Source organism: Paenibacillus wenxiniae, assembly GCF_039822605.1.
Taxonomy (GTDB): domain Bacteria; phylum Bacillota; class Bacilli; order Paenibacillales; family Paenibacillaceae; genus Saccharibacillus; species Saccharibacillus wenxiniae.
This window is the reverse complement of the sequence record NZ_JBCGUH010000020.1, coordinates 35,930-54,727: the sequence shown is the minus strand read 5'-3', so window position 1 is coordinate 54,727 and position 18,798 is coordinate 35,930. Positions and strand designations below refer to the sequence as shown.

The window sequence follows — 18,798 nt, the reverse complement described above, 5'->3', positions numbered from 1 at the left end:
TGTCCTTATCTCCTCTCCGCAGTAAAGTGCTGCTTACATCCACAAAAGTTTGCGTACACGCTCTAGCCAAAGTGACGCTCTGTTCTGTCCACGACCACCATGCTTGGTCGTTGCGGTAAGGGAATGCAGATAAATAACGTTATCGCTTTTCTGGCTCTGTTATAAACTTTACCTACGCAGATATTGTAAACTCATGTTATGTATAAGCTAGCTCCCCAATAACAAACGGACACCTTATGGTGTCCGTTCGTTATTTCTCAATATTTCTCAACTTCTCATATAAACAGTACGAATACATAGCTCCATCTGAGCATTTGATTCTAATCCAATCACTTACCCATCATGAAGATCACTTCGCCCAATACTGCTCCGCAATCCGCTGCCCCTGATTAATCTTCGCCCACTGCTGTTCTTCCGTCAGTTCATTACCACCATCGCAGGAAGCAAAGCCGCACTGATGAGACAACAGCAAACGATCTTTCTCAATAATCGTGGAAGCCTCATCCAGCAAACGCAGTACACGCTCTTCATCGTCCAATGTACCTGTTTTGGAAGACAACAGTCCCAACACCACTTCGGTATTCGGCTTGTCTTTAAACACAGCCAGCGCTTCCAGCGAACCGGCACGATCATCATCCCATTCAAGGAAGAAACGATCGTATTTGAGCTGCTTCAGAAACAGATTCGCAATCTTCACATACGAGCCGCCACCCATATTGCGCGAATCGTAGTTACCGCGGCAATTATGCGTCCACATTTTCAGACCGAGACTGTGACCGTAGTCGATAATGATGTTGCTAATATCGATAAACTCCGTCGCCAGCGCCTGTACTTCCTCCTGATTAATATGCTCGCCTGTATACGGAGAGTTCGGATTGTCATCCGCAAACAGCTCCCACAAGCAATCGTCGAATTGCAAAATTTTACCGCCCGCAGCCGCAAAATCGTCTACAAATTCCTTATATGCTTTCACCAGACCAGCCTTTAGTTCCTTTGTATCCTTGTATACGGAGTCCTTGCCGCCGATATTATCCGACCAGGACAGCTCGCCGAAAATATGAGATGGCGAAGGCACGCACAGCTTTGTCTCACGATCGCCTGCACGCTCTTGCAGCTTTTTGTACACTTCGATAAAATGGTGGTTTTTGCCGCTCAGCTCGCCTGTAATGCGTAGACCGATATCTTTGCGCGTCTCATACTTTGAGCTACCGTCCGTATCACGGAAAAAGTAGCCATGATCTGCAATATATCGTTCGACACCGTCAAACCCCCAAACAAAGTCCAGATGCCACATCGATTTGGAATATTCACCATCGGTGATGATGGAGAGATCGTTTTGGATTTCTTTTTCGATTACAGATTGGATGGCACGGTCTTCGCATTGTTGGTAGCCATCGAATTCCTGGTAGAACGGGTATTGGATGTCATCGCGGTGTTCGATCTGGGTTTTGTATTCTAACAGTTCAGCCGGACGAAGCAGGCTGCCTACGATTTGGAATTTATCACTCATGTGGGAATCCTCCTGGTTGGGTAGTTTTGTGGTTGGATGGGGTCTTGCTTACCGTCGGTTGTTGTATGGGTTAATTTTAGCATGAGTGGGAGGGGTGTATGTAAGCTGAAAAGGTATGGCTGGTTATAGGGAGGGGCTATGGCGAAAAATCTTAAACTCACAAAATAATTATGTTTAAAAATTAACAATGACATTGTAGAGTTCAAGTTTGCTCTATAACATAATCGAAAGAATAGAATTGCTCACATTATTGATTGAATTGTACCTCTATATTAATTTATTCAAATATCGTTTGATTATATCTTCTACTTCACTAATATCATTCATATTATCAAACTCTGTATTTAAGTCCTGCAATATTTCATTCATTTGGATATCAGCAAATAAATTATTTTCTTCTTTTAACAGCTGCATAAATGCTTCAAGCTTCCCCTCTTGCTGCGTCTCCTCTATAGTTTTTTCAAAAATAAATCCTCCTAAACTAGCTATCATCGAAACAAAATCACTTTCGTCTACATCATTTGGATAAATTTTAGCTATTATATAAAGAATCCCAACTATACTGTATTTTGAAATCATATCAATAAGAGCTTTATTGTTTTCTTCATCCTCCAAAGAAAGAATTAAAGATAAAACATCTGGATGCGCAAAACCACATAAAAAACGGTAAGTATAATTTAAAACTTCTTTAGCCTCTCCCATTTTATCAATAGTGTATTTAGGAGTCGGACTCACTCCCAAAATCTTATAAGCATCAACATGTTTTCGTGTAACTGAATTCTTATGATAAGTGTATTGGTATAATCTAGATGCACTTTCGAATGTAACCCTTAATAATGTTGGCGTTTCCAAAAATAGATTGTTACTTCTCAATAACGTAATGCTATTTAATGTAGAAATCATACGTCTGATTAAGGCTCTTTTATAGTCTTCTGACTCATTCTTATGAATTTGAAGAACATTCCTTAACTTTTCGATATAATATTCAGTCGTTTTATCTTCTTCAAAAGAGAAATTTCGAATAAAATTTATTAGATTCAAGATTATTGCCCCTTTTAATTAATTTTAGAAAGGTAAATCATCTTCATTGATGTTATAACTAATATCTATATTACCTAAGCGTGTTTGAATATTATCAAGAACAATTTTTTGTTTGTAAGAGTCTAAGCTCGCTAATAATTGATAAAAACTCTTTATGTGTTTTACCTGTATATCCTGACTACTTTTGTAAGCAAAAGCACTTTTAATAAAACACTTAATAAATTGTGAATTATCTTGTATAAATGTTTCAAGAGAACTGCTACGAATCAAAGCCCCTAACCTGTTAAGTACTATATCAATATCATTTATTGGATCATACTTATCACGAAAATAAGAAATATGATCTACTAAAGCATCAGCAAAATTCTGATAAGTAGTCTTTTCTGAAATTGTAAAATCAATTTCGCTTAAAACTCCTTGAGAAATCGCTTGAGAAATATTATGAAAAGAAGCGTAACGTTTATCTGGATCTAATTTAGTCATTGTCTCGATAATATGATATAGTTTAAATCTTTCTACTAATCCTCTTTCTACAAGTATATTCTGAAATAATTTACCGATAAAATAAATCTCAGATTGATGATTGTACACACCTTCTAATTGAATTTCATTTGGTAATTGAGTAACTGGCCAATTAAGAAATATACTTCCTGCCCCAGTTTCTTCCAAATTCAACTTTTTACCAAAGCCAAAATCTATAATTTTAACTTTTTCATTTTTATCTATCATTATATTTGCAGGACGAATGTCTCTATGTAATATTTTCTTTTCTTCCAAATATTCAAATGCATAGATTACTTCTTTAAATACATCTTCCCACCAATCTTCGAAAAATGGTTCATACTGATCGATAGCTTGTCCTTCCACATACTCCATTTGTAAGTAACCCGTCTGAAATTCAGGATATAAGTAATAATTAAATATCCTTACAATACTGTGGTGAGATATATTAAATAAAATCTCAATTTCCTCAACAAATCGTCTATATGTATCATCTGAGTTGTTGTCGCCTTTAGGAGCATATTTTTTGAACGCAAATAACATATCCATAATCTCATCTTTTAGAAGATGAGCATCTCCAGTTCCTCCAGAACCTAGTGAAGCAATATATTTAAAGTTTCTCATACTATCAAATTTGACGGACTCTCCCGGTACTAACATTGAAATCCTCCTAGTATCAACTTAGAAGATATATTCTCACGATTATATATAAAATGTCAATTAAGTAATTTTGTAACTTACAATGTTGTATTTTCATGTCTTAAATCCACCTATTTTAATATACAAAACACAAAAACGCCCACCAATTAATTGGTGGGCGTTTCCATACTACATATGGAGGCGAGGGGAGTCGAACCCCTGTCCGAAGGTAACGCAACATAAGCTTCTACGGGTGTAGTTACAGCTTTGATGTCACCCTAGAGACTCCCTGTAACCGGATTCCCTTCGGGTCAGCCTGGTTGTCTTCTTCAGCACACCTCAGGCGGAGATGTGACAGCGTAGCCCACTTAGAGTTGGGCCCTCATCCTGGCACATGGGCGATGCGAGGCGAGAGCACGATTCACAGTTTCTTAGGCTGCGAAAGCGTAGTTGTTTTGTTGTTTGCCATTTAATAGGCTTTAGCGTTGATAAAGCGGACGCGTCCCCACTACCCGCTACTCATGCCCGACCTACCCCCGTCGAATCCAAGAACGCCCCCTTAATAAAAAGGGATGGATTAGTACGGGACGAGCGCATGAGTCTCGTCTTCCGAAGTGTCTGCTTCAAGCAGCCTTTCCCTCCATAGAAAGGGCTACCGTGGAACCGAACTCGCCATTCACTCCGAGTGGAGCAGATGGTTATACGTTTCCTCACAGACTTTGATTATACTACATTTCACTACAAAATGGTAGCGGTGCAGATGGGATGGCTCGGGATATACGAATAGGGTATATACCCTGTATCGTCTGCTCCCACTCACCTGGCTGACTAACTGCCTATTCTATTCGTTACCACATAGAGGATACGATGAACCACCGCATCCTCGTCTGTATGTTAGATCAATGCTTCTGATTCTCACGCAATGCGCGCTGGATATCGCGCTGTGCATCCCGTTTCGCCGCAGTCGCGCGTTTATCATGCTGCTTCTTACCTTTACCCAGTCCGATCAGCAGCTTGGCGTAGCCGTTACGAATGTATACCTTGAGTGGCACAATCGTGTAGCCATCACGCTTAGAAGCGCCGATCAGCTTGCGGATCTGTTCCTTGTGCAGTAGCAGCTTCCGTGTACGAGTCGGGTCCGAAGGATTGCTGCGGTTCCCTTCCTCAAACGGACTGATGTGCATATTGTGCAGGAATACTTCGCCGTTACGAATCGTAGAAAAAGCATCGCCGATATTGGCGCGTGCACGGCGCAGCGATTTGATCTCGGTTCCGGTTAGTACCATACCTGCTTCATACGTGTCCTCGATAAAATAATCGTGGGACGCTTTTTTATTTTGAGCGAGTACTTTGTTTTCGCTTTTTTTGGTTGCCATCTGGGGTCCTCCTTCCGCTTGTGTTCCCGCGCAGGGAGTTACGGAGTAGATTCAGGTATAGATTCGATCGAAGTCAATTATACCGTGCTTCATTCATCAGTCGCCATAGCATCATGCACATACCTGTATGTGAAAAAAAGAAAAACTGCTCCAGCGACTATTCATAGACTACATAAAATGAAAATTATGAAAATACATGTAATTAGGAGATAGGGTATAAATAAACGCCATATCTCTCTTTCAAGATGAGTAGGCCAAATAAGAAACTAGGAATAACCACACTTTTATATAGAGTAATCTATATCTTTGAATGATACTTATACTCTTATATAGCGCATACTGTATCCTTCGATAATACTCATGCTCCTATATAGCGTAATCTGTATCCTTCGATAGTACTCATGCTCCTATATAGCGCAATCTGTATCCTTCGATAATACTCATGCTCCTATATAGCGCAATCTGTACCCTTCCATGATACTCATGCTCCTATATAACGTAATCTGTATCCTTCGATAATACTCATGCTCCTATATAGCACATACTGTATCCTTCGATAATACTCATGCTCCTATATAACGTAATCTGTATCCTTCGATGATACTCATGCTCCTATATAGCTCAATCTGCATCCTTCGATGATATCTCTGCTTCTATACTAGCGTATTCTGTATCCCTCGATGATGCCTACACTCTTTACATAACGTATTCTTTACCTTTCGATGATAGCCATACTATTGCATAGCGCAGCTGGCATCTTTTAACCCGATCCATACTGTTATACAACGTAGCTTGCATCGTTCAACTTCATCCATCTTCTACAGTCTATATCTTATTCCGTACCCTGCGGCTTATCCTTTTTCTTCTTAAACTTACGTTTCGGCGGCTTCGTTGCCTCTGCCGGAGCGCTGTTCGTTACTGAAGAGGAAGCATCAGCAGGTTTACGGGATTTGTTTTTCTTCTTTTTGCTCGATTCTACTGGGCTGCTGTAGCCACCTTTGCCGGAGCCAAAGGCGAAGCTGCGCGAGCTACTTTCTTTGCCATTAGACGAGCTAGAGAAGTTAATGCCGCTGTCCTTTTTGCGCTTTTTCTTATTAGCACTGGAATTGGAGCCGGCACTGCTATTTTCGCTTCCGTTTACTGTTGATGCTGCTTGTGCAGATGTAGCTGCTCCTGCGGAGCCTCTTTTACGTTTGCTGCGTCCGCCTGTAGGATAGCGGACGGAATCGCCGCTAGTGCTGCTGCTATTACTATTACCATTTGCATTGCCTGTGGCAACACTATGATCTCCAGCGCGTCCATTGGGTGTACTTGCTGCTGTACTGTTGTTACCGCCAGCATTCGATTTTGCCTTTTTCGCAGCGCGTCCGAAGCGCTCGGCTTTTTTCGCGTTTTTGTTTTTGCTTCTGCGTCCTGTTCCAGCAGGGCGCTCGCCGTTACTACTATCTGTACGTGCTCCGCGGCCGCCGCGACGTTCGCTTTCCCCACGTCCGCTACGATCTCCGCGGTCGGAAGGGCGACGATTCGATTTAGGCATATCCGTCAATTCAAAGTCGATCGTATGATCGTCCATATTCACACCAGCGACGCGGATCGTGATCGTATCCCCGATGCGGAAGATGCGCGATGTGCGCTCACCGAGCAGGATCATTTGCTTATCGTCGAAATGATAGTAATCATCGGTCAGCATACCGAGGCGAATCAAGCCCTCTACGGTATTTTCCAGCTCGATAAACATACCGAAGCCGGTTACGCTGCTGATGATTCCTTCGAATTCTTCGCCCACTTTGTCGAGCATATACTCGGCTTTTTTAAGCTGATCTGTATCGCGCTCGGCATCTACAGCGACGCGCTCACGCTCAGACGATTGCTGGGCGATATCCGGCATACGGGATTCCAAATATGCCTGGCGTTCTGGAGAGAGTCCGCCGCCACCATTTTCGATCACTTCGCGAATAACGCGGTGGATGACCAGATCGGGATAACGACGAATCGGCGAGGTGAAGTGGCTATAGTATTCCGCGGCAAGTCCGAAATGGCCGGAGCTGTCGGCGGAATATTTTGCCTGCTTCATCGATCTTAGCATCATCGTACTGATAACCGTTTCTTCCTTCTCACCCTTGATCTCCTCCAGCAATTGCTGAAGCGCACGCGGGTGAATCAGGTTACCGGTGCCTTTAACGGCATATCCGAAATTCTGCACAAAGCCGAGGAAGCTTTGCAGCTTCTCTTGATCCGGGTTTTCGTGAATACGGTATAGGAATGGCACTTTAAGCCAGTGGAAATGCTCGGCTACCGTTTCGTTAGCAGCCAGCATGAATTCCTCAATAATCTGCTCAGCGATCGAACGCTCGCGTTTGACGATATCGATCGGTTTGCCACTTTCGTCCAGCAGAATTTTCGATTCTTCAAAGTCAAAATCGACCGCACCACGGCGCATCCGGTTGCCACGCAGCTTCATCGCCAGCTCACGCATTAATTTAAAGTCGTCGACTAGCGGTGCATAACGCTCCATCAGTTCAGGATCTTCATCTTCCAAAATACGGCGTACATTTTTGTACGTCATCCGTTCTTTCGTTTTGATCACACTGGTGAAAATATCGTGCTGCACGACTTTCATATGCTCATCGAATTCCATTTCACAGCTCAGCGTCAGGCGATCTACCTGTGGATTCAAGCTACAGATCCCGTTAGACAGGCGATGTGGCAGCATTGGAATCACACGGTCGACGAGATACACGCTACAACCACGATTGTATGCTTCCTCATCCAGCTTGGAGCCTTCACGCACATAATAGCCGACATCGGCGATATGAACGCCCAGGCGATAGTTGCCGTTTGGCAGACGCTCGACGTTAACGGCATCATCCAGATCCTTCGCATCTTCACCATCGATCGTCACGATGTTTTTGCCACGCAGATCGCGGCGTCCCTGTTGTACGATCTCTTCTTCGGTGATCGCATCCGGCGCGCCCTGCGCCTCGTCCATTACTTCATCCGGGAATGCTTCCGGCAGCTGATGTTTGCGAATGATCGACAGGATATCTACGCCCGGATCATCTTTATGTCCAAGCACCTCGACGATGCGACCTTCCGCAGCAGCACGTCCTTCCGGGTAACTGACAATTTCAGCAACGACTTTCTCGCCGTCGACTGCATTGCCAAACGATTCTTTCGGGATGAAAATATCGCGGTTAATCCGCTTATCATCTGGCAGCACAAAGCCATACGTGTCCAGTCCCTGGAACACGCCGACGATGCGCGTATTTTTACGTACAACAACACGCACGACAACACCTTCCATCCGTCCACCGGAAGCGTTACGCGATGTAACTTTTACCAGTACGGTGTCCCCGTTCATGGCAGTGTTCAGGTCATTGGCATGGATGTACACATCTCCATGCTCACGATCTTCAGGGATCAGAAACGCAAAGCCTTTCGCATGCGCCTGAATGCGCCCTTTGACCAGATCCATCCGTTCTGGTACGCCATAACGATTGGCGCTGTTAATCACGATATCGCCTGTCTCTTCCAATCGGTTGAGCAGCTTAACCAGTTCCTTAAAATCGGTAGCATCTTCAATTCCAAAATGCTCTTCCAGCTCCTGGTATGTCATCGGTTTATAAGCGGTTGCCCGCATAAATGTTAATAGTTGTTCTTCTGTAATCATAAAAATTCACCTCGGCCCACCTTCAGCAGCGCTCACGCTCATCCGGCTCATATGTAATTGCAGTTTGATGTGCTTTATACGCTGATCTGTGTCGGTGATGGATGATAGAACGCAGATCGGTCCATGATCTGCTGGACGTCTGCGTGTTGAACGAGTCGAACGATCATGCTTCATGTAGTATACACATACCCTAGTATACACTAATTTAATCGAGAGCCTGTAGTTCTCGGCGAAATTCGTAAGCAATCGAGCCACTTCCTATCTACTTCCTATCCCGTATACAAAAAAAGGCGGCACATCCGCCACTCTCTCCTTGGTTGAGAGTGGTGAATCGCCGCAAAGGATCTTGCACATCATGGACTTCAGTCTTGCTTCAACTTGCATGGGAACAATGGACAAGCTCGGGAACAGTTCCTATTATAAAACGGCAATATGAACTCTATATGAACAGGCAACAATGGCGAAAATATAAAAGGCTAGAGTAAATGCAATGCACGAGATGAACGCATAAAACAATTTCTTTAGCTCCAATAATCAATAATTATTAATTCAATAATTCATACGAAATCCTAACATTTACAACAGCATTCACAACGAATGATCCAGTCCGTTGACAATGTTACATTGAATTTTCAAAGTGGATTGAAGCTACGTATTGTTGATAAGAGTAGCAGAGCACCAGCACCTGATAAAAGGAAGATGTAAAATGGTCACAGCACTCGCTTGTTCACCTATAAACAAACCGCTATTCCTGAAAACCCCTTCCATTCTTTCCAACAAACAACCTCTCCAACAACAAACAACCTCTCCAACAACAAACAGCCCGGTACGCAGACTCCTCAGAGTCTCCATACCGGGCTGTTTGTGCTACCCTTAGATCACTACCGTTCAATTACTTGAACACAGCAACGAGGATTGCGAATACGAAAAATGCAGCACCCAGACCAGCAGTGGTACGTTGCAGCACCAGGTCCATACCGCGTGCTTTAGTTTTACCGAAAAGATGCTCGGCGCCGCCGGAGATGGCACCGGAAAGACCAGCACTTTTACCTTTTTGCAGCAGCACAACAATAATCAAAGCAACTGAGACGATTGTAAGCAGAATCTGAAAAGTTAATTGCATAATTTCCACCTCCTTGAAGGGTTACGCCGAGCCTCTATAAATGTATATGTACAGGTTGCACAACCATATCATTCTATAGAAACAGCATCTATAGTTTATCATACCGTAGGCTGCAATAGCAATGATTTCCTGGTGAAGCAACCTACCGTTTTTGCATAAAAAAATAGCCATCCGCTGAAACGGATGGCTGCTGTCCGGTACATGGCTGGCTAGAGCGACATAAGTAGCGGCTCAAGCCGCCTGTGCCAGAAATGTACGGTCAGCCGCAACGCCCATTCCTGTAACGGATGGCAGGCAGCATGAAACCATGCTGTGCAGCTCTGACGGATACCGACACGCTTGAGCCAAGCCGCTCAAACGTCGATAATCCAGTCACCAGATTAATTGTATAACGGGAAGACGATCCCCGAAGCTGTCATCGTAGTACGAGTAGCTGAACTGGCATGTTGCGTTCGATCTACTGTGTACCACCTCACCTGCCAGCAATCGCAAAGCGACTACCAGCAATGAATGCTAACGATAAAAGAATACCCGATGCAAGGCATATCTCCTATTACCCTTCATATGAACAGCTCCGTGTCGTCCCTCTCCAGGGCAGCCCTCGTTTGCCGACAGGCGGCAAGATCCGCTGGCTGCCCGGTGCAGCATACCGAGATACCGATTGCTCGTCCCCAGCCCATTCGAATCACCATAGCGATAATCGATACAGGGCGAGCTTTAGTTGTAAGCGATATATCCGAATCATTCACTTAGGGCAAGCTCGTTCACTTAGCCTGAGCGATTTTGAAACTTTGGATGTTATCTGCTTATCTCGATCTCCATGCATTACGTCCTCTCCATAACTACCGGAATGAACGATTCCGATCAAACAGAATTACTTCGTCAAACCTCTGTACTCAGTCAGGTTGTAGAAGGATTTCAGGCCGTCATATTTAGCAACTTCGCCCAGACGATCTTCGATGCGAAGCAGTTGGTTGTATTTCGCGATACGGTCGGTACGGGAAGGAGCACCCGTTTTGATCTGACCTGCATTAGTTGCTACTGCGATATCAGCGATTGTGTTATCTTCGGACTCACCGGAACGGTGGGAGATAACTGCTGTGTAACCAGCGCGTTTCGCCATTTCGATCGCTTCGAATGTTTCAGTCAGCGTACCGATTTGGTTTACTTTGATCAGGATCGAGTTACCGATACCTTCTTCGATACCACGGCCCAGACGCTCAGTGTTCGTTACGAACAGATCGTCACCTACGAGTTGAACTTTGTTGCCCAGTTTCTCAGTCAGCAGTTTCCAACCTTCCCAATCGTCTTCGGAGCAACCGTCTTCGATTGTGATGATTGGGTATTTTTCTACCCAGGAAGCCAGCAGGTCTACGAACTCAGCAGAAGTGAAGGATTTGCCTTCGCCTTCCAGTACGTATTTACCATCTTTGTAGAACTCAGTGGAAGCAACGTCCATACCCAGGAATACGTCAACGCCTGGTTTGTAACCTGCTTTTTCGATCGCTTCGATGATGGCAGTCAGCGCTTCTTCGTTCGAAGCGAAGTTAGGTGCGAAACCACCCTCGTCACCAACAGCTGTGTTCAGACCTTTGCTGCTCAGTACGGATTTCAGGTTGTGGAAAATCTCAGCGCCTGTACGCAGAGCTTCTTTGAAGCTTTTCGCGCCAGCTGGGATAACCATAAACTCTTGCACGTCTACGTTGTTGTCCGCGTGCTCACCACCGTTGATGATGTTCATCATTGGTACTGGCAGTTGTTTTGCATTGAATCCGCCCAGGTAAGAGTACAGTGGCAGACCTAGAGCTTCAGCAGCAGCACGTGCTACAGCCATAGAAACAGCCAGAATTGCATTAGCGCCCAGTTTACCTTTGTTAGGTGTACCATCCAGCTCGATCATTTTGCGGTCGATTGCCATTTGGTCTGTCGCGTCCATACCGATTACTTCTGGAGCGATGATTTCGTTTACGTTGTCAACAGCTTTCAGAACGCCTTTACCGAGGTAACGGGATTTGTCGCCGTCACGCAGTTCAACCGCTTCGTGTGCACCAGTGGAAGCACCGGAAGGTACGATTGCGCTAGCTACAACGCCGGATTCCAAATATACTTCTACTTCAACAGTCGGGTTACCGCGGGAGTCCAGGACTTCGCGAGCATATACATTCTCAATAGTTGTCATGATTCAAAAGTCTCCTTCACTTGGATAAGTTTGAGCGGATGGGGACAGAGACTGCCGTCCATCCTTATATGTGGAACGCGCCATAGCAGCAGACAGGCGATTTCAGCGGAACATGACGAGCATGTTAATCGCATGCCAGCTACACGGTTCGTTCATAACGAATTCACTACTTCTGCGCAAATCGCAGTCGTATGCAGAAGCGTACTTATTTGCGACTGGAAATGATCGATGTACCGGTCATTTCCTGTGGTTTATCAATGCTGAGCAGGTCGAGAATCGTAGGGGCGATATCACCCAGGATGCCGCCTTCACGCAGCACAACATTAGGATCGGTTACGATAAACGGAACCGGGTTCGTTGTGTGCGACGTTTGCGGGCGACCGTCTTCGTCGATCTCGGTTTCAGCGTTACCGTGGTCAGCTGTAATCAGCGCCACGCCGCCTTTGGCCAGGATCGCTTCAACGACACGTCCAACACATTCGTCAGTGGTTTCCACGGCTTTGATCGTCGGCTCCAGCTTACCGGAGTGACCTACCATATCCGGGTTAGCGAAGTTCAGGATAATCACATCCTGTCTTTCCGCTTCGATCTCCGCTACGCAGGCATCGGCTACTTCGTATGCGCTCATCTCCGGTTGCAGATCATACGTTGCCACTTTTGGTGAGTTGATCAGAATACGAGTTTCGCCTTCCAGCTCTACATCGCGTCCGCCGCTAAAGAAGAACGTAACGTGCGGATATTTTTCCGTTTCAGCAATACGCAGTTGCTTTTTACCGTGCTGTACAAGCACTTCGCCCAGCGTATTGTCGAGACTTTTCGGTCCGAAGGCAATATGGCCTTGTACCGTTGCGCTATAAGTGGTCAGACAAACATAATACAGGTTTTTCGGATAGCTGCCGCGCTCAAAGCCGGCAAAATCCGGTTGTGTAAATGCTTGAGACAGCTGAATAGCACGGTCAGGACGGAAGTTCAGGAACACGATAGAGTCACCGTCGTTCACGGTACCTACCGGCTGGCTTTCGCCATCCACAATCACAGCCGGAACCACGAACTCATCGTATACTTCTTCTTTATAAGAAGCGGTAACAACGCCCAGTGGATCAACAAACTGCGGGCCTTCGCCATAAGCGATCGCACGGAATGCTTTCTCTACACGTTCCCAACGCTTGTCGCGATCCATTGCATAGTAACGACCCTGTACGCTGGCAATTGTACCAACGCCGATGGAGCTGATCTTTTCGATCAATTGCTCCATAAAGCCTTTACCGCTATCTGGTGCTACATCGCGACCGTCCAGGAATACGTGGATCAGCACATCGTGAAAGTCTTGCTTTTTCGCCATTTCCAACGTAGCAAATAGGTGCTCGATATGGCTGTGTACGCCACCATCGGACAACAGTGCAAACAAATGCAGCTTTTTGCCGTTTGTTTTGGCATTTTCGAATGCGCCGACGATTGCTTCGTTTTGGAAGTATTCGCCGTCACGGATCGATTTGGAGATGCGAGTCAAATCTTGATATACCGTGCGACCTGCGCCGATATTCAAGTGACCCACTTCGGAGTTACCCATTTGGCCATCTGGCAGACCTACCGCTTCGCCGCAAGCTGTCAGTGTTGTATGGGGGTATTGTGACATGTAACGGTCATAGTTCGGCTTTTTCGCCTGAGCAACACCGTTGCCTTCGACTTCTGCACGCAGACCGAAACCGTCCATAATGATCAGAGCTACTGGTTTTGGTACAGCCATTTACTTCGCCCCCTCAACGAGCGCGATGTAAGATTCAGGCTGTAGACTTGCGCCGCCAACGAGTGCTCCGTCGATGTCGCTTTGTCCCATGTACTCCTTCACGTTCTCCGGTTTTACGCTACCGCCGTATTGAATACGAACCGCGTTAGCTACTTCTTCGTTGTACAGGTCTTTGACTACGCCACGAATGTAAGAGATTACTTCATTCGCATCAGCGGAAGTAGAAGATTTGCCTGTTCCGATTGCCCAGATTGGCTCGTAAGCGATAACCGTTGCTTTCGCTTGCTCTTCGCTCAGGCCAGCCAGTGCGCCTTCGGTTTGTACTTTACATACATCTTTCGTTTGGTCAGCTTCGCGCTCTTCCAGCTTTTCGCCAACACATACGATTGGAGTCAGGCCGTGACGGAAGGCAGCATGTGCTTTCTTGTTCACGATTTCGTCCGTTTCAGCAAAATATTGACGACGCTCGGAGTGACCGATGATCACATAGTCCACACCCAGGTCTTTCAGCATCACGCCGCTGATTTCACCTGTGAATGCGCCGTTGTCTTCAAAATGAAGGTTTTGCGCGCCGATTTTGATGGAGGTGCCTTTTACAGCTTCAACCAGTGCAGGCAGGTTTGTAAATGGTGCACAGATTACACTCTCTACGCCTTCTACTTCTGCTTTGCCCTTGATGCCTTCGATGAATGCTTGAGCTTCCGGAACGGTTTTGAACATTTTCCAGTTGCCGGCAATGATTGGTGTTCTCACTGAAGTATCACTCCTTCTATTCCATACTTGCACGCCGCCTCACGATGGTGTGCGGCGTGCATACTGCTTTTATTGTAAACTTATTTATCGTTCAGTGCCACAACGCCTGGAAGTGCCTTACCTTCCATGAATTCCAGCGAAGCGCCGCCACCTGTGGAAATATGATCCATTTTGTCAGCCAGGTGGAATTTCTCAGCTGCTGCTGCGGAATCGCCACCACCGATGACAGTGTAAGCGTCTGTTGTTGCGCAAGCTTCTGCTACCGCACGTGTACCGTGGGAGAATGGCTCGATTTCAAATACGCCCATTGGTCCGTTCCAAACGACCAGTTTGGAGTTTTTGATCACGTCAGCGTAGATCTCACGTGTTTTTGGACCGATGTCGATGCCTTCCCAATCCGCAGGGATGTCGCCAACTTCAACGATACGAGTGTTCGCATCTGCGCTGAAATCGTCAGAGATCACGATATCAACTGGCAGATAGAAGTTTTTGCCCAGTTGTTTTGCTTTTTCGATGAAGCCCAGAGCTACGTCCAGCTTGCTTTCGTCCAGCAGGGATTGACCTACTTCATGACCTTGAGCTTTCATGAATGTGTAGGACAGACCGCCACCGATAATGACGTTGTCTGCCAGGTTCAGCAGGTTGTCGATCACATCGATTTTGTCTTTTACTTTGGAACCACCAACGATCGCTGTGAAAGGACGCTCTGGATTGTTCAGCGCTTTACCGAGTACATCCAGTTCTTTCTCCATCAGCAGACCAGCTACTGCTGGCAGGTGATGCGCGATACCTTCTGTCGAAGCATGTGCACGGTGAGCCGCGCCAAAGGCATCGTTAACGAACAGATCTGCCAGCTCAGCAAATGCTTTTGCCAGTTCTGGATCGTTTTTCTCTTCGCCTGCATGGAAACGAACGTTTTCCAGTACAAGTACATCGCCATCGTTCATGTCAGCGATTTGTGCTTTTACTGCATCACCAGTTGATTCGTCAGCTTTGGCTACCGGTTTACCCAGCAGTTCGGACAGACGCTCCGCTGGAGCAGTCAATCTCATCGATTCAACGACTTCGCCTTTTGGACGACCCAGGTGACTTGCCAGCAGCACTTTCGCGCCTTTTTCGATCAGGAAATTGATCGTTGGCAGCGTTTCACGAATACGCTTGTCATCTGTAATTTTGCCATCTTCCATCGGTACGTTAAAATCCACACGTACAAATACCACTTTGCCAGCTACTTCTACATCACGTACACTTTTTTTGTTCATTAGTCGTTCCTCCATGCCCATAGTTTGGAGCATGCGCCGGGCGAAAATAGCCGCCGATATGTACAGCAGACAGGGAAACAATATCCCTGTGCTACTGCTGATTCTGCACCATCTTCGCCGCCGGCATCATGCCGATATTCCATTCACCCCGGCATCCGTCAGGCATCGCCTTTCAGACGGTCAAACACTCCCGGTGAGTATTCAACTTAGAAAAAGCGGAAACAAATGAGCTCTGTTTCCGCTTTATGGAATTAATATTTATTTCAGCTAGAGGGCTGGATCAGCCTTTGTTTGCGAAGTATTCCAGCGTGCGAACGAGTTGTGCAGTGTAAGACATTTCATTGTCATACCAAGCTACAGTTTTAACCAGTTGCTTGTCGCCAACAGTCAGAACGCGAGTTTGTGTAGCATCGAACAGGGAACCGAAAGTCATACCTTTAATATCGGAAGATACGATTTCGTCTTCTGTGTAGCCGTAAGTTTCTGGGTCAGAAGCTTCTTTCATTGCTGCGTTTACTTCGTCAACTGTTACGTGTTTCTCCAGAACCGTTACCAGCTCAGTCAGGGAACCAGTTGCTACTGGAACGCGTTGTGCGCCACCATCCAGTTTACCTTGCAATTCAGGGATAACCAGACCGATTGCTTTAGCAGCACCAGTGGAGTTAGGGATGATGTTTTCAGCTGCTGCGCGAGCACGACGGAAGTCACCTTTAGCGTGTGGTGCATCCAGTGTGTTTTGGTCGCCAGTGTAAGCGTGAATTGTAGTCATCAGGCCTTCAACAACGCCGAATTTGTCTTGCAGTGTTTTTGCCATAGGTGCCAGGCAGTTTGTTGTGCAAGATGCGCCGGAGATAACTGTTTCTGTACCATCCAGAATTTCGTGGTTAACGTTGTAAACGATTGTTTTCATGTCGCCAGTTGCTGGAGCGGAGATAACAACACGTTTAGCGCCAGCTTTCAGGTGAAGCTCAGCACTTTCTTTTGTTGTGAAGAAACCAGTACATTCCAGAACGATGTCTACGCCCAGCTCGCCCCACGGCAGTTCTTCAGGGTTACGGTTAGCCAGAACTTTAACTTCTTTACCGTTTACTTTGAAGAAACCGTCATGTACTTCAACGTCACCGTTGAATTTACCTTGTGTTGTATCATATTTCAAAAGATGTGCCAGCATTTTAGCATCTGTCAAATCGTTAATTGCTACAACTTCAATACCTGCTACGTCTTGAATACGACGGAAAGCAAGGCGTCCAATACGTCCAAAACCATTAATACCAACTTTAACCATGAGTTAATTCCTCCTAGAAATAAGTTTGTTGAAATTTATGCAATCAAGACAAGGCTACATGAGCCTGTCGAGACAGTGATAATAATAGTACGATATTTTGCTATCGCAAAAATCCTTTTTCCGTTCACCCGTGTTCGAAATTCGCTAACACTAGAACAGTAAAATATTTTGCTTGGCAAAAATCACTCTTTACTGATCCTCACGTTAGAAATTCACTAACACTGAAACAGTAAGATATTTTGCTATCGCAAAAATCATTTTTCATTGAACCCCGTGTTCGAAATTCACTAACACTATAACAGTACATGTTTCTGCGGGCGGCTGCCGGAAACAGGAATGTAGCCGTAGCTTACAACTCCTTCACGATCTCCCGTGCAGCAGCCTCGTCGATGACCAGAATATCTTCCTGGCCGAATTTAAGTACAGCGTGAATCGATTGTGCTTTGCTGCGTCCGCCAGCGATACCGATCACCACTTCCGCATTAGCGATATCTTCCAGCTGCAAACCGAGCGTCAACATGTGATGCACGGTTTGCCCTTCGGCATTAAAATAATGCCCAAACGATTCCGCTACTGCGCCTGCTTCGCGAATCTCTTCGACAAGCTGTGGATCAAGGCGACGACGGCGTACCATCTCCATCGCATCACCGATGCCATGAATAATAATACGTGCACGGCGGATGAATTCGACAATCTCTCGTACATTCTCATCCTCGTACAGCAGCTCATAAGCGTCTCTTCGTAGCAGGTCAGGTACATGCAGCAGCCGGTACTGCGCGCCAACCCGCTTCGCCATCGTGGATACGATGGAATTCGCCTGGTATTCCATATTTTCGCCAAGTCCGCCTCTTGCCGGAACGAACCAGGCATCCCTGAGCGGAGCTGGTAAGGTTGGATTCAATTGCTCCGCCACCTCAGCCAGCGTAAAACCGCCGGTTACAGCCACAATATCATCGTCGCGCATCACACTGAGCAGTGCTCGTGCGCCTGCTCGTCCCAGATTCTGCTTCGTACTAACCGAAGTGTCGCTGTCTCCAGGCACAATGGTGACCTGCTGTAGTCCGTAAGCCTCGCGGATACGATCTTCCAGAACGGATAAACCAAGTAGCTCTTCCATTAATGGCTCAAGCTCTTCAAGCAGTTGTCTGCCTGCATCGCTAACACGCATTCCCGTGCTCTCAATCTCCAGCAGTCCCTGCGCCTTGAGTAGATCAGTTTCAGCGCGCAGCACACGCTCCGTCATGTTGAGCGAAGCGGCAAGTGATCTGCGTCCAACTAACCCCGTCATCATAACCTGATGTAAAATCGCGTATCTTTTTTTTAGTACGTCAGTGAGATCGGGCAGAAGCTGCTTTTGTATTTCCAATAATTTGCGCATGCTTTCCACTCCTGCAACTTATCTCGCTCAGTGTAATCTCATTTCATTTAACCAGGCTTTGGTATTTGGACTCAAAATGTCCCAGCATAACTTTTTAAGTCCCACATCTATATTAACCAATTTTCGATGCAGAAGCAAGTATAGATGACAACTATTTGTGGAAGGTTGGCGTAATACATTTTGTAAGGGCTACCTTGCTTTTTAAAGTTCTTTCATCTATAATCATTCTTGCTGTTGCTTATTTGCGCCCGTGGTCCAATGGATATGACGTAGGCCTCCGAAGCCTGAGATCCAAGTTCGATTCTTGGCGGGCGCGCCACTTAGTTTCACAACA

At 45.9% G+C, this 18,798-nt stretch carries 14 protein-coding genes, 1 tRNA gene and 1 other RNA gene; 1 reads left to right on the top strand and 15 read right to left on the bottom strand.

Annotation, left to right across the window (positions count from 1 at the left end; genetic code table 11):
• Positions 1 to 349: 349 nt before the first annotated feature.
• The 15 genes from AAHF22_RS21885 to AAHF22_RS21815 all read right to left on the bottom strand — a co-directional run bounded on the left by AAHF22_RS21885 (position 350) and on the right by AAHF22_RS21815 (position 18,464).
• Complete coding sequence (locus AAHF22_RS21885; protein ID WP_347327118.1) at positions 350 to 1,510, bottom strand: cobalamin-independent methionine synthase II family protein; 1,161 nt, start codon at positions 1,508 to 1,510, stop codon at positions 350 to 352.
• 267 nt (positions 1,511 to 1,777) lie between these two features.
• Positions 1,778 to 2,551 (bottom strand): hypothetical protein, encoded by a 774-nt coding sequence (locus AAHF22_RS21880; RefSeq protein ID WP_347327117.1) that lies wholly within the window; start codon positions 2,549 to 2,551, stop codon positions 1,778 to 1,780.
• A gap of 24 nt (positions 2,552 to 2,575) precedes the next feature.
• Positions 2,576 to 3,712, bottom strand: a complete 1,137-nt coding sequence (locus tag AAHF22_RS21875; protein WP_347327116.1) for a protein kinase family protein — start codon at positions 3,710 to 3,712, stop codon at positions 2,576 to 2,578.
• Positions 3,713 to 3,884: 172 nt separating this feature from the next.
• Positions 3,885 to 4,250, bottom strand: a transfer-messenger RNA (tmRNA) gene (ssrA, locus tag AAHF22_RS21870).
• A gap of 340 nt (positions 4,251 to 4,590) precedes the next feature.
• The gene (gene smpB / locus AAHF22_RS21865) at positions 4,591 to 5,067 is read right to left on the bottom strand and encodes an SsrA-binding protein SmpB (protein ID WP_347327115.1); all 477 of its coding nucleotides are present in this window, start codon (positions 5,065 to 5,067) and stop codon (positions 4,591 to 4,593) included.
• A gap of 832 nt (positions 5,068 to 5,899) precedes the next feature.
• On the bottom strand, positions 5,900 to 8,737 hold the full coding sequence (gene rnr, locus AAHF22_RS21860) for a ribonuclease R (protein WP_347327114.1): 2,838 nt from the start codon (positions 8,735 to 8,737) through the stop codon (positions 5,900 to 5,902).
• 892 nt (positions 8,738 to 9,629) lie between these two features.
• Positions 9,630 to 9,860, bottom strand: a complete 231-nt coding sequence (secG, locus tag AAHF22_RS21855) for a preprotein translocase subunit SecG (protein ID WP_188778005.1) — start codon at positions 9,858 to 9,860, stop codon at positions 9,630 to 9,632.
• Between the two features lie 231 nt (positions 9,861 to 10,091).
• Complete coding sequence (locus AAHF22_RS21850) at positions 10,092 to 10,217, bottom strand: hypothetical protein (protein WP_347327113.1); 126 nt, start codon at positions 10,215 to 10,217, stop codon at positions 10,092 to 10,094.
• A 203-nt stretch (positions 10,218 to 10,420) separates the two neighbouring features.
• The gene (locus tag AAHF22_RS21845) at positions 10,421 to 10,609 is read right to left on the bottom strand and encodes a hypothetical protein (RefSeq protein ID WP_347327112.1); all 189 of its coding nucleotides are present in this window, start codon (positions 10,607 to 10,609) and stop codon (positions 10,421 to 10,423) included.
• 125 nt (positions 10,610 to 10,734) lie between these two features.
• Positions 10,735 to 12,039 (bottom strand): phosphopyruvate hydratase, encoded by a 1,305-nt coding sequence (eno, locus tag AAHF22_RS21840; protein WP_347327111.1) that lies wholly within the window; start codon positions 12,037 to 12,039, stop codon positions 10,735 to 10,737.
• Between the two features lie 205 nt (positions 12,040 to 12,244).
• Positions 12,245 to 13,786: a 2,3-bisphosphoglycerate-independent phosphoglycerate mutase gene (gpmI, locus tag AAHF22_RS21835; protein WP_347327110.1), complete on the bottom strand. Its 1,542-nt coding sequence runs from the start codon at positions 13,784 to 13,786 to the stop codon at positions 12,245 to 12,247.
• Entirely contained in the window at positions 13,787 to 14,539 is a 753-nt protein-coding gene (gene tpiA, locus AAHF22_RS21830; RefSeq protein ID WP_188778012.1) for a triose-phosphate isomerase, read from the bottom strand.
• 80 nt (positions 14,540 to 14,619) lie between these two features.
• Positions 14,620 to 15,801 (bottom strand): phosphoglycerate kinase, encoded by a 1,182-nt coding sequence (locus AAHF22_RS21825; protein ID WP_347327109.1) that lies wholly within the window; start codon positions 15,799 to 15,801, stop codon positions 14,620 to 14,622.
• A 280-nt stretch (positions 15,802 to 16,081) separates the two neighbouring features.
• Entirely contained in the window at positions 16,082 to 17,086 is a 1,005-nt protein-coding gene (gene gap, locus AAHF22_RS21820) for a type I glyceraldehyde-3-phosphate dehydrogenase (RefSeq protein WP_347327108.1), read from the bottom strand.
• A 349-nt stretch (positions 17,087 to 17,435) separates the two neighbouring features.
• A complete protein-coding gene (locus tag AAHF22_RS21815) occupies positions 17,436 to 18,464 on the bottom strand; it encodes a sugar-binding transcriptional regulator (protein ID WP_347327107.1) in 1,029 nt (342 codons plus the stop codon).
• A gap of 244 nt (positions 18,465 to 18,708) precedes the next feature.
• Between AAHF22_RS21815 and AAHF22_RS21810 the strand changes: the two genes are divergently transcribed.
• Positions 18,709 to 18,783 (top strand) — tRNA-Arg (locus AAHF22_RS21810).
• Positions 18,784 to 18,798: the final 15 nt, after the last annotated feature.

Bases quoted from the DNA above. Each gene is read 5' to 3' on its own strand.
- AAHF22_RS21885 (WP_347327118.1), bottom strand. From the start codon at position 1,510: ATGAGTGATAAATTCCAAATCGTAGGCAGCCTGCTTCGTCCGGCTGAA.
- AAHF22_RS21875 (WP_347327116.1), bottom strand. From the start codon at position 3,712: ATGTTAGTACCGGGAGAGTCCGTCAAATTTGATAGTATGAGAAACTTT.
- smpB (WP_347327115.1), bottom strand. From the start codon at position 5,067: ATGGCAACCAAAAAAAGCGAAAACAAAGTACTCGCTCAAAATAAAAAA.
- rnr (WP_347327114.1), bottom strand. From the start codon at position 8,737: ATGATTACAGAAGAACAACTATTAACATTTATGCGGGCAACCGCTTAT.
- secG (WP_188778005.1), bottom strand. From the start codon at position 9,860: ATGCAATTAACTTTTCAGATTCTGCTTACAATCGTCTCAGTTGCTTTG.
- eno (WP_347327111.1), bottom strand. From the start codon at position 12,039: ATGACAACTATTGAGAATGTATATGCTCGCGAAGTCCTGGACTCCCGC.
- gpmI (WP_347327110.1), bottom strand. From the start codon at position 13,786: ATGGCTGTACCAAAACCAGTAGCTCTGATCATTATGGACGGTTTCGGT.
- AAHF22_RS21825 (WP_347327109.1), bottom strand. From the start codon at position 15,801: ATGAACAAAAAAAGTGTACGTGATGTAGAAGTAGCTGGCAAAGTGGTA.
- gap (WP_347327108.1), bottom strand. From the start codon at position 17,086: ATGGTTAAAGTTGGTATTAATGGTTTTGGACGTATTGGACGCCTTGCT.
- AAHF22_RS21815 (WP_347327107.1), bottom strand. From the start codon at position 18,464: ATGCGCAAATTATTGGAAATACAAAAGCAGCTTCTGCCCGATCTCACT.